Genomic DNA, 15,578 nt, shown 5'->3' on the forward strand with positions numbered 1-15,578 from the left:
CGCGCTGTCGGTGGCAGCGGATAGCCTGGCGCGTGGTACCAACTCACAGCCGGAGCGGGGGGACAGGCGTTACCTATGGCCAGGGAATTCCAGCGAGGCCACAAGGCCAGGATCGGTGACCTGACGGCAGGGACCGACCTGTACGTCGGTGTGCAGATCGGCGGTCCGGGACTCACCTTCGACATCAGCTGTTTCGGCCTGGACGCCGACGAACGGCTCTCCGACGACCGGTACTTCGTCTTCTTCAACCAGCCCGCCTCGCCCGAGCAGGCCATCCAGCAACTCGGCGAACAGGCCGGTGACACCCAGTCGTTCCGGGTCACGCTCGACCGCATCCCGTCGCACATCCGGAAGCTGTCCTTCACCGCCGCTCTCGACGGCGACGGCCAGATCTCCCGGATCGGCCCCGGCTACCTCCGCATCGTCGCCGGCGGCGAAGAGGTCGCCCGCTACTCCTTCAACGGCTCCGAGTTCAGCACCGAACGCGCCGTGATGCTCGGTGACTTCTACCTCAAGGACGTCTGGCGGTTCGCCGCCGTCGGCCAGGGCTTCGACGGCGGCCTGGAGGCGCTGCTCAAGAACTTCGGCGGCGAGGTCGTCGAGGAGGAGGCGACGCCCGAGCCCGCCGCGCCCGCACCGGCCGCACCCGCCTTCGCCCCGCCCGCAGGCCCGCCCCCGGCCTTCGCCGCGCCCGCCGCACCGCAGGCCCCGGCGCCCGCACCGCAGCCGTCCGCGCCCCAGCAGCCGCAGCCCGCCGCGGCCCCACTGCACAGCGCGCCCACCATGGCCGCGCCCCTCGTCCCGCCCGGCGCCCCGATGACGCCGCCCGCAGCCCCCGTGCCGCCGCCCTCCGCCCCCGGCATCCCCGGCGGCAGGCACCCGGCCCCGTACGGGCACCCGGCGCCCGGCCACACCCCCTACGGCGCCCCGGGCCAGCCCCCCTACGGCGGAGCGCCCGCACCCGGCGCGCCCCAGGCAGCGCCGCCCGCACAGTTCCCGCCGCAGGCCCCCGCCCCGTACGGGCAGGCCCCCGGCATGCCCCACCCCGGCCAGGCGCCGGTCGTGCCGCCGGACGGCGGGCCCGGGCTCGGCGTCGTGCTGGAGAAGTACAAGGAAGCCCCCACCGGGCAGCGCTGGACGCTCCAGAACAGCAAGCTGGTCCGCGTCGACCTCGGCATCGACGGACAGCCCGTCCTCGCCCGCCAGGGCAGCATGGTGCTCTACCAGGGCAAGGTCGACTTCACCTACAAGGGCGCGGGCCTCCGCGGCCGCCTCGTCGGCAACGCCACCGGCCAGGAGATGCAGCTGATGCGCTGCACCGGCCAGGGCCAGGTCTTCTTCGCCGAGGACAGCACCCACCTCCACCCCGTCGAGCTCCAGGGCGACGCCCTGTGCGTCTCCGCCGACAGCGTCCTCGCCTTCGACGAGTCGCTCCAGCACGAGGTCCGCCGCGTCGAAGGCCACGGCATACCCGGGGGCGCCCTGTTCACCCTGCAGTTCCAGGGCACCGGCACCGTCGTCATCAAGACCCACGGCACCCCCGTCGTCCTGCCCGTCACCCCCACCACCTTCGCCGACGCCAACGCCGTCGTGGCCTGGTCCGCCGCCGCGCAGGTGATCGTCTCCAGCCAGGTGAGCATGCGCCGCCACGCCTACCCCGGCCACTCCGGCGAGTCCGTGAACCTCCAATTCCGCGGCGCGCCCGGCAACTTCATCGTCGTCCAGCCCTACGAGGTCTGAGGGAGCCCGCCACCATGACCCAGCAGCAGCTGTCGGGCTACGCCCCGACCCCGCCCGCCGCCCGCATGGAGAACCACGGCAGCGCCATGGTCAAGATCGCCATGCAGAGCGGCCACGACGTCTTCGCCCGCACCGGATCGATGATCGCCTACGAGGGCTTCATCCAGTACGAACCCAACCCGCCCGCCGTCCGCCAGATGGCATCCCAGTGGATCACCGGAGAGGGCGCCCCGCTGATGAAGTGCAGCGGCGACGGCGTCCTCTACCTCGCCGACTACGGCGCCGACGTCGTCTGTATCCACCTCGACGACGAGTCGCTGTCCGTCAGCGGCACCAACCTCCTCGCCCTCGACGCCCAGCTGCAATGGGGCGTCCAACGCGTCAAAGGCATGGCCAAGTTCGCCGGTCAGGGGCTGTTCAACGTCGGCATATCCGGCACCGGCTGGGTCGCCCTCACCTCCCGCGGCACCCCCGTCGTCGTCGACTGCGGGCGCGGTGCGGACGAGACGTACGTCGACCCCGACGCCCTCGTGGCCTGGTCGACCCACCTGAAGATGAAGGGCAAGCGCAGCTTCAAGGCGTCCTCGATGATCGGACGCGGCAGCGGCGAGGCGTACCAGCTCGGCTTCTCCGGCCAGGGCTTCGTCGTCGTCCAGCCCAGCGAGGACAGCACCGACCGGCTCCGGGCCCGGGGCTGAAGGGGGACCGAGGAACATGCAGAGCCCGCTTTTCGCCCACACCGAGACACAGACCCAGGACCGCTACGCCCTGCAGAACTCCCAGCTGCTGCGCGTCGCCCTCCAAGGACACGAGGACCTCCTCGCCCGCAAGGGCTCCATGGTCGCCTACCAGGGACTCCTCGAATTCGAGGGGGACTACCAGACCCAGGGCCGGCACCACACCCGCGCCGTCACCGGCGAGGGCCTGGACCTGATGCGCATCTCCGGCCAGGGCACCGTCTACCTCGCCAACCTCGCCCAGTACGTCCACATCCTCGACGTGGACCACCAGGGCCTGACCGTCGACAGCAGCTACGTCCTGGCGCTCGACTCCGGCCTCCACTGGGACGCCGTCTCCGTCGACAGCCACTACGGCATCTCCGGCACCGGCAAGTACCAGCTCAACATCGCAGGTCAGGGCAGGGTCGTCCTGATGACCTCCGGCCAGCCGCTGATGCTGCCGGTCACCCCCGAGACGTACGTCAACGCCGACGCCGACGCCGTCGTCGCCTGGTCCGCGTCGCTGCGGGTCCAGATGCAGGCCCAGACGCACTCCTCCGGCGTCTGGCGGCGCCGCGGCCACACCGGCGAAGGCTGGGAGCTGAGCTTCCTCGGCCAGGGATACGCCCTGGTCCAGCCCAGCGAACTGCTCCCGCCGCAGAACGCCGTCATCGGCTCCGGCATCGCCGCACAGTTCGGCATGGGCCAGCAGGGCGCCCGCGGCTACAACCAGGGCAACATCTTCACCAACTGACGGCGCAGGGCCGGGCCGGGCGGCAATCCACCCGGGCCCGGCCCCGCGACCGGCTGCTACAACAGCGCCCGTGCGCCCTCGACCAGCCGTACCACCGACGCATCGGCCACGGCGGCGACCTCGGCGTACCGGAACCACCGCAGATCCAGCGACTCGTCGCTGATCCGCTCCACCGCGCCCTCGGGCGCCACCGCCGCGAACTGCACATCCAGATGCCAGGCACACGGCGTGTGATGGCGATCCAGCCGCACCGGGCCGCCGGGCAGCAGCTCCAGCCCCCGCGCGATACCGGACTCCTCACGCGCCTCGCGCAGCGCCGCGTCCGCCAACGTGGCGTCCCCGGGCTCGCAGTGGCCGCCCATCTGCAGCCACATCTTCAGCTTGCGGTGCAGCGTCAGCAGCACCCGCCCGCCCGCCGGATCGACCACCAGCGCGCTCGCCGTCAGATGCCCCGCCGCGCAAGGCTTCCACATGCCGTCGGGGTGCGCGGTCAGATGCTCCAGATACGAAAGCCGCAGCTCTTCCTGGTCAGGCGACGGCGCGGGCCACTCCTTGAGCGCCCGCGCCGCCTCGTCGTGCAGGCTCACCGGCCGCCTTCGCCCTTCGCGTCGTCCTCGCCGTCCGCACCGGAACCGCCGTCCGCCTGCGGCTTCTGCGAGTCCTTGCCGCCGCCCGCCGCATCGCCCAGCATCTTGTCCAGCTCGGAGAAGTCCATCTGCTCGTGGTGCACGAAGCCGTCCGGATCGTCGAGATCGGCGGCGGTCGGCAGCATGTCCGGGTGCGCCCACAGACCGTCGCGGCCCTCCAGGCCCCGGGCGTCCGTCAGCGACGCCCACAGCCGGGAGGCGTCCCGCAGCCGCCGCGGCCGCAGCTGCAGCCCGATCAGCGTGGAGAACGTCTGCTCCGCCGGGCCACCGGTCGCCCGGCGCCGCCGCAGCGTCTCCCGCAGCGCGTCCGCCGACGGCAGATGCGGCGCCGCGGCGGCGTGCACGACCGCGTCCACCCAGCCCTCGACCAGCGCCAACGCCGTCTCCAGCCGCGCCAGCGCGGCCTTCTGCTCCGGGGTGTCCTCCGGCTGGAACATGCCGGACTGCAGCGCGTTCTGCAGCTCCTCGGGGTGCTGCGGGTCGATCTGGCCGACGACGTCCTCCAGCTTCGAGGTGTCGACCTTGATGCCGCGGGCGTACCCCTCCACGGCCCCGAACAGATGCGAGCGCAGCCACGGCACATGCGCGAAGAGCCGCTGATGGGCGGCCTCCCGCAGCGCCAGATAGAGCCGCACCTCCTCCTCGGGCACGCCCAGACCGGAGCCGAACGTCGTGATGTTCTTGGGCAGCAGCGCCGCCTTGCCGGCCGGGCCCAGCGGCAGGCCCACGTCCGTCGAACCGACGACCTCGCCCGCCAGGACGCCCAGCGCCTGCCCGATCTGGGTGCCGAACATCGCGCCACCCATGGAGCGCATCATGCCCAGCAGCGGACCGGCCATCGCCTGCATCTCACCGGGCAGCACCTCGCCCATCGCCGACCCGACGCGCTCCGCGAGCGGGTTCACCAGGTCCTTCCAGACCGGCAGGGTCTCCTCGACCCACTCCGCCCGGCTCCACGCCACGACCGTCCCGGCGCCCGACGGCAGCGACGTCACACCGTCCAGCCACAGGTCCGCCAGGCGGACCGCCTCCTCGACCGCGGTGCGCTCACCGGGCGAGACGGACGCGTCCTTGCCACCGGCCTCGGTGCCCTGCGCGACCGTCTGCCGCGCGATGTCCTTGGCCATCTCCCAGTTCACCGGCCCGCCCTCGTACGAGAGCATCTGGCCCAGCTTCTGGAAGGCGGCGCCGAGGTCGCCGGGGCTCATCTGGCCCTCCGGGCCGCCCATGCCGCCGAAGAGCGCCGCGAACGGGTTGTCCGCGCCACCGCTCCCGCTGCCGAACCCGAACGGGTCCGCGGGGCCCTGGCTACCTCCCTGGCCGCCCTTCTTCTTGCCGTTGTCGCCGTCCTCCGGCTCCTCCGGCGGAAGGCCGAATCCGAATGGGGTGTCACTCACGGGTTTCCTCGGCTCGTAGGGCCGCCGGCCCTCGGCCGACGGCGGCTGCCCGACATCACCCTCCAGCGTAGACACCCTCGGAGCATCGGGGCTCGGTGCTCCGCTCTCAGGACGCCTGCGGCAGGATGGACGCCACCTGTACGTACGCGCCGGTACGCATACGTACTGAAGACAACCGCTGGAGACGCCCGGTGAGTTCCCCAGATCCGACCGTTCGCGCAGCGCGAAACGCTGACGCCCCGACCCCGCAGACCGGACGCGGTACCGAAGAACCGGCCCCGCGGCCCGGCCGCCGCCCCGTCATCGCCGTCACCGGAGCCGCCACCGGCGTCGGCGCGCTGCTGACCCGCGCCCTGGCCGCATCCGACGAGGTCAAGCAGGTCATCGCCATCGACGAGCGGCGCGGCGACGTCCCCGAGGCGCACTGGCACGTCCTGGACATCCGGGACCCGGCCATCGCCGAGAAACTGCACGGCGCCGACGTCGTCGTCCACCTCGCGCTCGACCTCGACCTGGAGTCCGACGCCGCGGCCCGCACCGCCTACAACGTCCGCGGCACCCAGACCGTCCTCACCGCCGCGGCCGCCGCAGGGGTGCACCGCGTCGTGCTCTGCACCTCCGCGATGGTCTACGGCGCGCTGCCCGACAACGACATCCCGCTCGCCGAGGACGCCGAGCTGCGGGCCACCGCCGACGCCACCGGGGTCGGCGACCTCCTGGAGATCGAACGCCTCGCCCAGCGGGCACCCCGCGCCCACCCCGGCCTGAACTGCACCGTCGTCCGGCCCGCCGTCCTCGTGGGCGGCACCGACACCGCGCTGACCCGGTACTTCGAGTCGCCGCGCCTCCTGGTCGTCGCCGGCTCCCGCCCCGCCTGGCAGTTCTGCCACGTCGAGGACCTGGTCGACGCCCTGGAGTACGCCGCCCTGGAGAAGGTCGAGGGCGAACTGGCGGTCGGCTGCGACGGCTGGCTGGACCAGGAAGAGGTCGAGGAGCTCTCCGGCATCCGGCGCATGGAGCTGCCGTCCTCCGTCGCCCTGGGCGCCGCGGCCCGGCTGCACCGGATCGGGCTGACCCCCTCGCCCGCCGGGGACCTCGCGTACACCATGCACCCCTGGGTGGTCAGCGGCAGCCGGCTGCACGAAGCGGGCTGGCGGCCCCGGTGGACCAACGAGGAGGTCCTCGCCGAGCTGCTGGAGGAGGTCGCCGGGCGGCACACCGTCGCCGGACGCCGCCTGGGCCGCAAGGACGCCACCGCCGCGGGCGCCGCCGGTGCGACCGTCGCCCTCCTGGGCACCGCCGCCCTGGTCCGCCGTGCCCGCAAGGCCCGCCGCCGCATCTGACGCCGGCCACCGGGCGCGGCGGGCGGGGCCGCGCCTGTAGGACCCTCCAGGTGGTGTGCCCCACGCCCCGGGGAAACGGCCATTCCCCTTCCGGGGTCGGGTGGGGCACGATGGCGGCATGTCTGGCACGCACGTCACCCCGACCCCAGGCCGTGACCACCCCGGAGAGCGGGGCGCGGCCGACCCCGTCCGGCTGCTGGCGGTCCGCGAGACGCCGCTCTCCGTCGACGAGGTGTTCGCGGCCGTCGGCGACGCCGCGGCGGGCGGCACCGCGCTGTTCGTCGGCACGGTCCGCTCGCACGACGGCGGCACCGACGTCGACGCGCTGGGCTACTCCGCGCATCCGACGGCCGAGGCGGAGCTGCGGCAGGTCGCCGAGAAGGTCGCCGCCGACTTCCCGGTCCGCGCGCTGGCAGCCGTCCACCGCGTCGGCGATCTGGCCGTCGGCGACCTCGCCGTGGTCGTCGCGGTCTCCTGCCCGCACCGCGCCGAGGCGTTCGCCGCCTGCCGCCGGCTGATCGACGACCTCAAGGCGACCGTCCCGATCTGGAAGCACCAGACCTTCTCCGACGGCACCGAGGAGTGGGTCGGCGCCTGACGACACGCCGCCCGCTCACGCGCCCGGCCCCGCCGCGCCGCCCGGTCGGCCCCCGCCCACGGAGCCAACCGGGTGGGTGGGTTCCGGTTGCGTAACCTGCCCCCGGGCGTGAGCGTTGACCTGGCAGATGGTTAATCTGCTTATTCGTCGATAGCGGTGGGACACTTTCGGGAGGCCACTATGGGTGCGCTCCTCTGGCTGTTGATTCCGGTCCTCGCCGCGCTCGCCGCCATGCTGTGGAGCACCTGGGCACAACGCAACCGCAGGAGCGGCGGCGACATCGCGGAGCTTGCCGGATATGAACGCTTCCGGGCCGCGATGGAGCGCGAGCACTCCGGATCCGATCTGGTCTGACCCGGCGCCCGCCCGCCGAACCGGAACACACCGGGCGGCGGGCGGACGCCGGACCGGCCGGTCGCCTCGTACGGACGGCCCCGCGAGCCGGTTGTCATACCCGTCCCGTACTGTCGTTCCATGCCACGCCGCACCGCGACGCTGCTCGCCTCGATACTGATGCTGATCGCGCTGCTCTGCGCCGGGGTGCTCATTCCCGTGCCGTACTCCGAGATGTCGCCGGGCCCCACCGTGAACACCCTCGGCGAGCATGAGGGCAAGCCGGTGCTGCAGATCTCCGGCCGCAAGACGTATCCGACGGACGGTCACCTCAACATGACCACCGTCCGCGTCACCGGCCCCGACTACTCCATGAACCTCCTGGAGGCGGTCTACGGCTGGCTCGACCCCGACAGCGCCGTCGTCCCGCACAAGACGCTCTACCCCGAGGGGCAGACCGCCGAGCAGGCCGACCAGGAGAACGCCGAGGAGTTCTCCCAGTCCCAGGAGAGCGCCAAGGTCGCGGCGCTGGAGCAGCTGCACATCCCCGTCGCCACGCAGACCGTCGTCGCCTCCGTGCTCAAGGGCAAGCCGGCCGACGGACTGCTGCACGCCGGCGATGTGATCAAGGCGGTGGACGGTACGCCGGTGAAGGCGAAGGACGACGTCACCAAGCTCGTCACCCGTCACAAGCCGGGGGAGAAGGTCGTCTTCACCGTCATCCCCGCCAAGAACGCGGCGGCGGCCGAGAAGAAGGGGCAGCGGCCCGAGAGCGGCCGCAAGGACATCACGGTGCCCACGGTGAAGGCCGACGGCGGGCGCGCCCTGGTCGGTATCCAGGCGGGCGTCGACCACATCTTCCCGTTCAGCATCGACGTGAAGCTCGCCGACGTCGGCGGCCCCAGCGCCGGGCTGATGTTCGCCCTCGGCATCGTCGACAAGCTCAGCCCGCAGAGCCTGACCGGCGGCAAGTTCATCGCCGGCACCGGCACCATCGACGACCAGGGCAAGGTCGGCCCGATCGGCGGCATCTCGATGAAGACGGTCGGCGCCCGCGCCAAGGGCGCCCAGTACTTCCTCACGCCGAAGGACAACTGCGCCTCCGCGGCGAAGGACACCCCCGAGGGCCTCACTCTGGTGAAGGTCGACACCATGGGCGACGCCGTCCAGGCGCTGAAGAAGATCAGCAGCGGGCACCCCGAGGGCCTGCCCAGCTGCTCCATATCCCACTAGAGGGGCGTCGTTCCGATCTTCATGGGGCCGTGACGCCCCGGGGGCCGCGTCCGGCGTACGGGGAGCCGCCCCGTACGCCGCCCGCCACCGGTCACGCCTCGAACGTCGCCGCCAGCGCGTCCGCGAGGCCCGGCACCAGCGAGGCGCCCGTGAGCACCTCGGACGTCGCGTCCTTCTCGCGCAGCCGCAGCGCCGACTCGCGGGAGCCGTCCCGCAGCACCGCCACGGTCATCCGGACCTCCTGGCGGTCCGGGTGCTTCGCCACCCACGCGGCGAGCTGCTTCTCGTCCAGCCCCGCGGGCACCGAGTCCTCGGCCGACGGCGGCAGCATCAGCCGCTCCACGGTCAGCGCGCAGCCGGCGACCGCGTCGGGCCAGGCGATGGTGGCGAGGAATTCGTCGAGCGGGGTCCCGGCGGGGATCTCGTCCTGCTCGACAGGGGTCAGCGACGCGGCGGCGTCGTCGTCGATGCCCAGCTGGGAGGCGAGCGCGGGCTCCTGTTCCCGCAGCTTGGCGGAGTCCACGAGGGCGAAGAGTCGGGCGGGCTGGTCCCAGCCCAGCCCGGCGCTGTACTCGTCGATCTCGAGTACCGCGCGGGTCAGCGGAGAGGCGGCGAGCGGAGTGCCGTCCACGGGGTTGTTCGTCATGTTTCACATCGTGCCCTGTGAACCCCGGAAATCGGGAACCGGGTAAAGCCTTCGTAAGTTGGTGGAGTGGGTCCTACTATCTCCCGGGCCTGTTCCACACGACAGCGATCTTCGAGGTGCGCACCTTGGCTTTCCAGATGCCGGACCGCGGCGGAGGCCCTTCCGGGCCACGGATGAGAGTCGGCCGGCCGTCGCGGCGGGCCCGGACCCTTTTCCTGACGGTGGGCGTACTGGCCGTCCTGGCCATGCTCTTTGTGATGTTCTCCGGGTTCTGGACCGACTGGCTCTGGTACCGCTCGGTGAAGTACGCCTCCGTCTTCACCACCACACTGTGGACGAAGATCGGCCTCTTCGCCGTCTTCGGCGTGCTGATGGCCGTGGTCGTCGGCGTGAACATCTGGCTGGCCCACCGCCTGCGGCCGCCGCTCAGCGCGATGTCCATGGAGCAGCAGAGCCTGGACCGCTACCGCATGAGCCTGGCGCCCTTCAAGAAGTGGGTGCTGCCGGCGATCTCCGTGGTCGTCGGGCTGGTCGCCGGAGCCTCCGCGTCCGGTGAGTGGCGCACCTGGCTCCAGTGGATCAACGGCGTGCCGTTCGGTCAGAAGGACCCGCAGTTCGGCAAGGACGTCGCGTTCTACGCCTTCGATCTGCCCTGGTACCGCTTCCTGCTGAGCTTCGGCTTCGCCGCCGTGGTGCTCTGCCTGGTCGCCGCCGCGCTCACCCACTACCTCTACGGCGGGCTGCGGCTCACCAGCCCCGGCTCGCGCGCGACCGCCGCGGCCACCGGCCATCTCTCGGTGCTGCTGGGCCTCTTCGTCTCGCTCAAGGCCATCGCGTACTGGCTCGACCGCTACGGCCTCGCCGTGAAGTCGAGCGGGCTGCGCTCCGCCGACGGCTGGACGGGCCTGCGGTACGTCGACGCCAACGCCTACCTCCCGGCGAAAACGATCCTGTTCTTCATCGCGGCGATCTGCGCGGTGCTGTTCTTCGCGACGCTGTGGCGCCGCACCTGGCAGCTGCCGGTCATCGGCTTCGGCCTGATGGTCCTCTCGGCGGTGCTGATCGGCGGGCTCTACCCGGCGATCGTGCAGAAGTTCCAGGTCCAGCCGAACGAGCAGGCCAAGGAAGCGCCGTACATCAAGCAGAACATCAAGGCGACGCGGGACGCGTACGACATCCAGAACTCGAAGGTCACCGGCTACAAGGGTGACTACCAGCCCGGCAGCAAGGCGGAGAGCCAGAAGCTCCGGGACAACGCCGACACCACCGCCAGCATGCGGCTGCTCGACCCGAACGTCGTCTCCCCGGCGTTCCAGCAACAGCAGCAGGTGCGCGGCTACTACCAGTTCCCCTCCACCCTGGATGTGGACCGGTACAAGGACAAGGACGGCGTCGAGCAGGACACCGTCATCGGTCTGCGTGAGCTGAACATCGCCGGTATCCCCGAGCGCAACTGGATCAACGACCACTTCAAGTACACCCACGGCTACGGCGCGGTGGCGGCGAAGGGCACCGAGACCACGGAGGGCGGCGGCCCGAAGTACACCGAGTCCGACCTGCCGTCCAAGGGCAAGCTGCCCACGTACGAGCAGCGGATCTACTACGGCGAGAAGACCACGCAGTACTCCATCGTCGGCGGTCCGCAGAAGGAGCTGGACTACTCCGACGACAGCGGCGAGAAGAGCTACACCTACCAGGGCAAGAGCGGCGTCAGCCTCTCCAACCCGGTCAACCGCGCCGCCTACGCGGTGGCGTTCGGTGAGCCGCAGATCCTCTACTCCGGGGCGATCGGCGACGGTTCGAAGATCCTCTACAACCGCACGCCCAAGGAGCGCGTCGAGGCGGTCGCGCCGTGGCTGACCATCGACGGCGACGCCTACCCGGCGGTCATCAACGGCCGGGTCCAGTGGATCGTCGACGCGTACACCACGAGCAACGGCTATCCGTACGCCTCGCGGACCACGCTCGGTGACACCACCGCCGACTCGCTCACCAACGGACAGCGGGCGGTGATGGCCCAGCAGAACCAGGTCAACTACATCCGCAACTCCGTGAAGGCGACGGTCGACGCGTACGACGGCAGCGTCAAGCTCTACCAGTGGGACAAGGCGGACCCGGTCCTCAAGACCTGGATGAAGTCCTTCCCCGGCACGGTCGAGCCGCGGGACAAGATCAGCCCGCAGCTGATGGAGCACCTGCGCTACCCGCAGGACCTCTTCAAGGTCCAGCGGCAGCTGCTGACGACGTACCACGTCACGGACCCGGGCACCTTCTACACCGGCTCCGAGCGCTGGCAGATCCCCAACGATCCGACCAACAAGTCGGGCAACTCCGTGCCGCCGTACTACCTGAGCATGAAGATGCCGGACCAGAAGGATCAGACGTTCTCGCTGACGACGACGTTCACGCCCAACAAGAGGGACAACCTCGGGGCGTTCATGGCCGTCGACGCGAACGCCACCAGCGGCGACTACGGCAAGATCAGAATCCTGAAGCTGCCGTCGGAGACGCCGGTGCCGGGTCCGCAGCTGGTGCAGTCGAAGTTCAACTCCGATCCGCAGATCGCCAACGAACTGAACATCCTCAAGAAGTTCGGTGACTCGGAGATCGAGTACGGCAATCTGCTGACCGTGCCGCTCGACGGCGGTCTGCTCTACGTCGAGCCGGTCTATCTGCGCGGCGCCAACACCAACTACCCGCTCCTGAAGAAGGTGCTGGTGAGCTACGGCGACAACAAGCCCGTCCTGGAGAACTCCCTCAAGGACGCGCTGGACGTCGTCTTCGGCAAGAAGGCACCGAGCAGTACGGCACCGGGTGAGGAACCGCCCGCCGGCGGGGAGACGACCCAGCCGCCGACGGACCAGTCGGTGCAGGAGGCGCTGAACGACGCACAGAAGGCGTACGAGGCGGGCGAGAAGGCCCGGGTCGACGGCGACTGGAGTGCGTACGGCGACGCCCAGAAGAAGCTCAAGGAGGCGCTGGACCGCGCCGCGGCCGCCGAGAAGAAGGCGGACAAGAAGGGCGGCGGCTCCGGCGGCTGACCGCCCGGACCGCCTGTGGTGGCCGCCGCACTCCGCGGCGGCCACCGGGCACCGTGAGCCGGGGCGGGGTCTGCACGGACCCCGCCCCGTGCCGTGGTAGGTTGAGAACACAACGGCGCGGGGTGGAGCAGCTCGGTAGCTCGCTGGGCTCATAACCCAGAGGTCGCAGGTTCAAATCCTGTCCCCGCTACTGACGATGAAGGCCCGGATTCTTCGAGAATCCGGGCCTTCGTCATGAGCGCGGCCGCACCGGGTACCCGACCGGTCGGTCGCGTTCTTCCTGCGCACAGCCATGTCGAACAGCCGATGTGGGGAACCTGTGTGCTTGAGTTTGGCAAGTCGTTGTGTCGGGAAGTCGACAAACCGCTGAAGTGACCTCGCCGGGTGCTGTATACCAGGTGTACGAGGGTTACGGGTGGTGCGACGATGGCTCTTATGGGGGACAAGGCAAGGTTGTTGGAGACGGACCGGTTTGTGTATGCGCCCGACGAAGGGCGCACATCCGAGTTGCCGATGGACGACATGGACGCCGCGGAGGCGGCCGAGGCGTCGGAGGCGGTGACCGAATCCGGTCACCGCCGCGCCGCGGAGGCCGGCGACACCGCGGCCATGAGCGCACTGGGCGCACTGCTGCTGCGCCGCGGGGATCTTGACGGCGCCGAGCCGCACCTGCGCTCCGCGACCGTCGCGGGCGACCGCGCGGCCGCGAACAATCTCGGCGTACTGCTGCACCAGCGGGGCTATGCGGACGAGGCGGCGGGCTGGTGGCGGATCGCCGCGGTCGCCGGGTCCGCCGCCGCCGCACACGCCCTCGGGCGCCACCACCGCGAGCGCGGGGACGAGCCCGCCGCCGAGTACTGGCTGCGCCAGTCCGCGGAATCGGGCCACTGCCTGGGCGCGTACGCCCTCGCCGACCTGCTCGAACACCGCGGGGACATCGGCGCCGAGCGGTGGTTTCGCACCGCCGCCGAGCGCGGGCACCGGGAGGCCGCCTACCGCCTCGCCCGGCTCATCGAGGAGGGGCGCGGCGCGGACCGCCGCGCGGCGCCCGCCTACGGAGAGCTGAGCCGGGAGGCCGAGGCCGAGCAGTGGTACCGCCAGGCCGCCGCGCGCGGACATCGGCGCGCGGCGCTCCAGCTCGGCACGTTGCTGGAGGAGCGCGGGGACGTCCAGGAGGCGGGGCGCTGGTACCTCTCCGCCGCCAAGGACGGCGAGCCGAAGGCCGCCTGTGCGCTGGCCTTCCTGCTGCGCGACGCCGGGGACACCGAGAGCGCCGCCGAGTGGTGGCGCCGCGCCGCCCAGGAGGGCGACGGCAACGCCGCCAACGCGCTGGGCGCGCTCCACGCCGACCGCGGTGAGCTGCAGACCGCGGAGCGCTGGTACCGCGCGGCGCTCGACGCGGGCGACGTCAACGGCGCCTACAACCTCGGGCTGCTCTGCGCCGAGCAGGGCCGGGCCGGACGCGGTGAGCAGTGGTACCGCCGCGCCGCGTACGCCGGGCACCGGGAGGCCGCCAACGCGCTGGCCATCCTGCTGCTCCAGCGCGGCGACGCGGCCGGCGCCGAGCCGTGGTTCTCCAAGGCGGCCGAGGCCGGCAGCGTGGACGCGGCGTTCAACCTCGGCATCCTGTTCGCCGGGCGGGGCAGCGAGCGCGCGGCCCGGATCTGGTACGAGCGGGCGGCCGCGGCCGGGCACACCGAGGCGGCGCTCCAGGTCGCCATCGCCCAGCAGCGCGAGGGCGCGGACGAGGAGGCGGAGCCGCATCTGCGCTGCGCGGCGGAGGGCGGCAGCGCGGAGGCGGCGTTCCGCCTCGCCGATCTGCTGGACCGCCGGTCCGCGGAGGTCACGGAGGCCGACGACCCCTGGCCCACGGGGCAGGCGCGGAAGCCGGACGCCGAGTCCACCCGCTGGTACGAGAAGGCGGCCGCCCAGGGGCACCGGCGGGCCCAGGTCCGGGTCGGTATGTTCGCGGCGGCCCGGGGCGAGACGGTCGAGGCGGCCCGCTGGTACCGCGCGGCCGCCGAGGCCGGGAGCCGTAACGGCGCCTTCAACCTCGGACTGCTCCTGGCCCGCGAGGGCAGCCTGCCCGAGGCCGCCCTGTGGTGGCAGCGGGCGGCCCGTGACGGCCACGGCCGGGCCGCGCTCCGGCTGGCGCTGCTGGCCGCGCGGCGCGGCGCCCTGACCGAGGCCGGGTCGTGGTGTGCGCGCGCGGTCGAGCTGGGGCCGCCGGAGGTCGCCGAGCGGGCGGCCCGGTTGCAGGAGGCGCTCCAGGAGGAGCTGAGCGCCTGACGGCGTCTCCCCGGGGGCGGTCCGCTGCCGCCCCCGGGGAACGGATTTGCGCTGGTCGTCGGCGTGGGTCTACAGTGAACAACACAACGGCGCGGGGTGGAGCAGCTCGGTAGCTCGCTGGGCTCATAACCCAGAGGTCGCAGGTTCAAATCCTGTCCCCGCTACTGAAGACGAAGGCCTGGACTCTTTCGAGAGTCCGGGCCTTCGTCGTATGCGCGGACGCCGCTGTGTGCCGGGCGCGGGCACGACAAGGGGCCCGCACCCGGTGGGGTGCGAGCTGATCAAGGAGGCGGGGCGGCCCGGACGGGGCGGGCCCGCGGCTTCAGGAGGTGGCGGCGCAGGTGGGGCACAGGCCCCGGTAGGTCACCGTCACCTCGGAGACCTGGAAGCCGAACCGCTCGGGCTCGGGGAGCGCGGAGAGCGGGTCGCCGTGGGGGTGGACGTCCCGGATGGTGCCGCAGCGCGAGCACACCAGGTGCTGGTGGTCGTGGTGGGCGTTGGGGTCGTAGCGCTTGGCGCGGCCGTCCGTGCTGACCTCCAGCACCTCGCCGAGCGAGACCAGCTCGCCGAGGGTGTTGTAGACGGTGGCGCGGGAGATCTCGGGGAGCCGTTCGGTCGCGCGGGCGTGCACCTCGTCGGCGGTGTAGTGGACGTGGTCGCCGTTCAGTACCTCGGCGACCACGCGCCGCTGCGCGGTCAGTCGCCAGCCGCGTTCCCGAAGCCGTTCCAGCAGGTCACTCATGCCATTCACCTATCAGTCAGATACGCCCAGGGTAACAGTGCGCCGTCCATCACCGGATCAGGTACGACTTTCGGGGTCTTCTTGACTTAGACAATG

At 71.7% G+C, this 15,578-nt stretch carries 13 protein-coding genes and 2 tRNA genes; 11 read left to right on the forward strand and 4 right to left on the reverse strand.

Annotation, left to right across the window (positions count from 1 at the left end; all coding sequences use genetic code 11):
- The first annotated feature begins 75 nt into the window (after positions 1-75).
- From ACZ4U4_RS08110 to ACZ4U4_RS08120, 3 genes are read left to right on the forward strand one after another with little or no spacing between them, the layout of a single operon-like run.
- On the forward strand, positions 76-1,740 hold the full coding sequence (locus tag ACZ4U4_RS08110) for a TerD family protein (protein ID WP_467870237.1): 1,665 nt from the start codon (positions 76-78) through the stop codon (positions 1,738-1,740).
- Between the two features lie 14 nt (positions 1,741-1,754).
- Positions 1,755-2,438 carry an AIM24 family protein gene (locus ACZ4U4_RS08115; protein ID WP_467870239.1) on the forward strand — a complete coding sequence of 228 codons (684 nt, stop codon included), beginning with the start codon at positions 1,755-1,757 and terminating at the stop codon, positions 2,436-2,438.
- A gap of 16 nt (positions 2,439-2,454) precedes the next feature.
- Entirely contained in the window at positions 2,455-3,213 is a 759-nt protein-coding gene (locus ACZ4U4_RS08120) for an AIM24 family protein (protein ID WP_467870242.1), read from the forward strand.
- Positions 3,214-3,269: 56 nt separating this feature from the next.
- Here ACZ4U4_RS08120 and ACZ4U4_RS08125 read toward each other — a convergent pair whose 3' ends face one another.
- Entirely contained in the window at positions 3,270-3,800 is a 531-nt protein-coding gene (locus ACZ4U4_RS08125; RefSeq protein WP_467870245.1) for an NUDIX hydrolase, read from the reverse strand.
- Entirely contained in the window at positions 3,797-5,257 is a 1,461-nt protein-coding gene (locus ACZ4U4_RS08130) for a zinc-dependent metalloprotease (RefSeq protein WP_467870248.1), read from the reverse strand. The genes ACZ4U4_RS08125 and ACZ4U4_RS08130 overlap by 4 nt, the downstream gene beginning before the upstream one ends.
- A gap of 191 nt (positions 5,258-5,448) precedes the next feature.
- Here ACZ4U4_RS08130 and ACZ4U4_RS08135 point away from each other — a divergent pair, with 191 nt between their 5' ends.
- From ACZ4U4_RS08135 to ACZ4U4_RS08150, 4 genes are all read left to right on the forward strand, one after another.
- Positions 5,449-6,600, forward strand: a complete 1,152-nt coding sequence (locus tag ACZ4U4_RS08135; protein WP_467870250.1) for an SDR family oxidoreductase — start codon at positions 5,449-5,451, stop codon at positions 6,598-6,600.
- Positions 6,601-6,718: 118 nt separating this feature from the next.
- Positions 6,719-7,198: a molybdenum cofactor biosynthesis protein MoaE gene (locus ACZ4U4_RS08140; protein ID WP_391640352.1), complete on the forward strand. Its 480-nt coding sequence runs from the start codon at positions 6,719-6,721 to the stop codon at positions 7,196-7,198.
- 180 nt (positions 7,199-7,378) lie between these two features.
- Positions 7,379-7,552 (forward strand): hypothetical protein, encoded by a 174-nt coding sequence (locus ACZ4U4_RS08145; protein ID WP_185993890.1) that lies wholly within the window; start codon positions 7,379-7,381, stop codon positions 7,550-7,552.
- A 120-nt stretch (positions 7,553-7,672) separates the two neighbouring features.
- On the forward strand, positions 7,673-8,764 hold the full coding sequence (locus ACZ4U4_RS08150) for a YlbL family protein (protein WP_467870255.1): 1,092 nt from the start codon (positions 7,673-7,675) through the stop codon (positions 8,762-8,764).
- Positions 8,765-8,855: 91 nt separating this feature from the next.
- Here ACZ4U4_RS08150 and ACZ4U4_RS08155 read toward each other — a convergent pair whose 3' ends face one another.
- Positions 8,856-9,410: a PPA1309 family protein gene (locus tag ACZ4U4_RS08155; protein ID WP_467870258.1), complete on the reverse strand. Its 555-nt coding sequence runs from the start codon at positions 9,408-9,410 to the stop codon at positions 8,856-8,858.
- Positions 9,411-9,526: 116 nt separating this feature from the next.
- Here ACZ4U4_RS08155 and ACZ4U4_RS08160 point away from each other — a divergent pair, with 116 nt between their 5' ends.
- From ACZ4U4_RS08160 to ACZ4U4_RS08175, 4 genes are all read left to right on the forward strand, one after another.
- On the forward strand, positions 9,527-12,451 hold the full coding sequence (locus ACZ4U4_RS08160) for a UPF0182 family membrane protein (protein WP_467870260.1): 2,925 nt from the start codon (positions 9,527-9,529) through the stop codon (positions 12,449-12,451).
- A gap of 116 nt (positions 12,452-12,567) precedes the next feature.
- A tRNA-Met gene (locus tag ACZ4U4_RS08165) sits at positions 12,568-12,641 on the forward strand.
- 236 nt (positions 12,642-12,877) lie between these two features.
- Positions 12,878-14,740, forward strand: a complete 1,863-nt coding sequence (locus tag ACZ4U4_RS08170; protein ID WP_467870263.1) for an SEL1-like repeat protein — start codon at positions 12,878-12,880, stop codon at positions 14,738-14,740.
- Positions 14,741-14,830: 90 nt separating this feature from the next.
- Positions 14,831-14,904, forward strand: a tRNA-Met gene (locus ACZ4U4_RS08175).
- Between the two features lie 158 nt (positions 14,905-15,062).
- On the opposite strand, the gene ACZ4U4_RS08180 is transcribed toward ACZ4U4_RS08175, so the two are convergent.
- Positions 15,063-15,482, reverse strand: a complete 420-nt coding sequence (locus ACZ4U4_RS08180) for a Fur family transcriptional regulator (RefSeq protein WP_467870266.1) — start codon at positions 15,480-15,482, stop codon at positions 15,063-15,065.
- Positions 15,483-15,578 lie beyond the last annotated feature (96 nt).

This window comes from Streptomyces sp. NPDC029159, assembly GCF_055564055.1.

Bases quoted from the DNA above. Each gene is read 5' to 3' on its own strand.
- ACZ4U4_RS08140 (WP_391640352.1), top strand. From the start codon at position 6,719: ATGTCTGGCACGCACGTCACCCCGACCCCAGGCCGTGACCACCCCGGA.
- ACZ4U4_RS08155 (WP_467870258.1), bottom strand. From the start codon at position 9,410: ATGACGAACAACCCCGTGGACGGCACTCCGCTCGCCGCCTCTCCGCTG.
- ACZ4U4_RS08110 (WP_467870237.1), top strand. From the start codon at position 76: ATGGCCAGGGAATTCCAGCGAGGCCACAAGGCCAGGATCGGTGACCTG.
- ACZ4U4_RS08120 (WP_467870242.1), top strand. From the start codon at position 2,455: ATGCAGAGCCCGCTTTTCGCCCACACCGAGACACAGACCCAGGACCGC.
- ACZ4U4_RS08180 (WP_467870266.1), bottom strand. From the start codon at position 15,482: ATGAGTGACCTGCTGGAACGGCTTCGGGAACGCGGCTGGCGACTGACC.
- ACZ4U4_RS08145 (WP_185993890.1), top strand. From the start codon at position 7,379: ATGGGTGCGCTCCTCTGGCTGTTGATTCCGGTCCTCGCCGCGCTCGCC.
- ACZ4U4_RS08115 (WP_467870239.1), top strand. From the start codon at position 1,755: ATGACCCAGCAGCAGCTGTCGGGCTACGCCCCGACCCCGCCCGCCGCC.
- ACZ4U4_RS08170 (WP_467870263.1), top strand. From the start codon at position 12,878: ATGGCTCTTATGGGGGACAAGGCAAGGTTGTTGGAGACGGACCGGTTT.
- ACZ4U4_RS08150 (WP_467870255.1), top strand. From the start codon at position 7,673: ATGCCACGCCGCACCGCGACGCTGCTCGCCTCGATACTGATGCTGATC.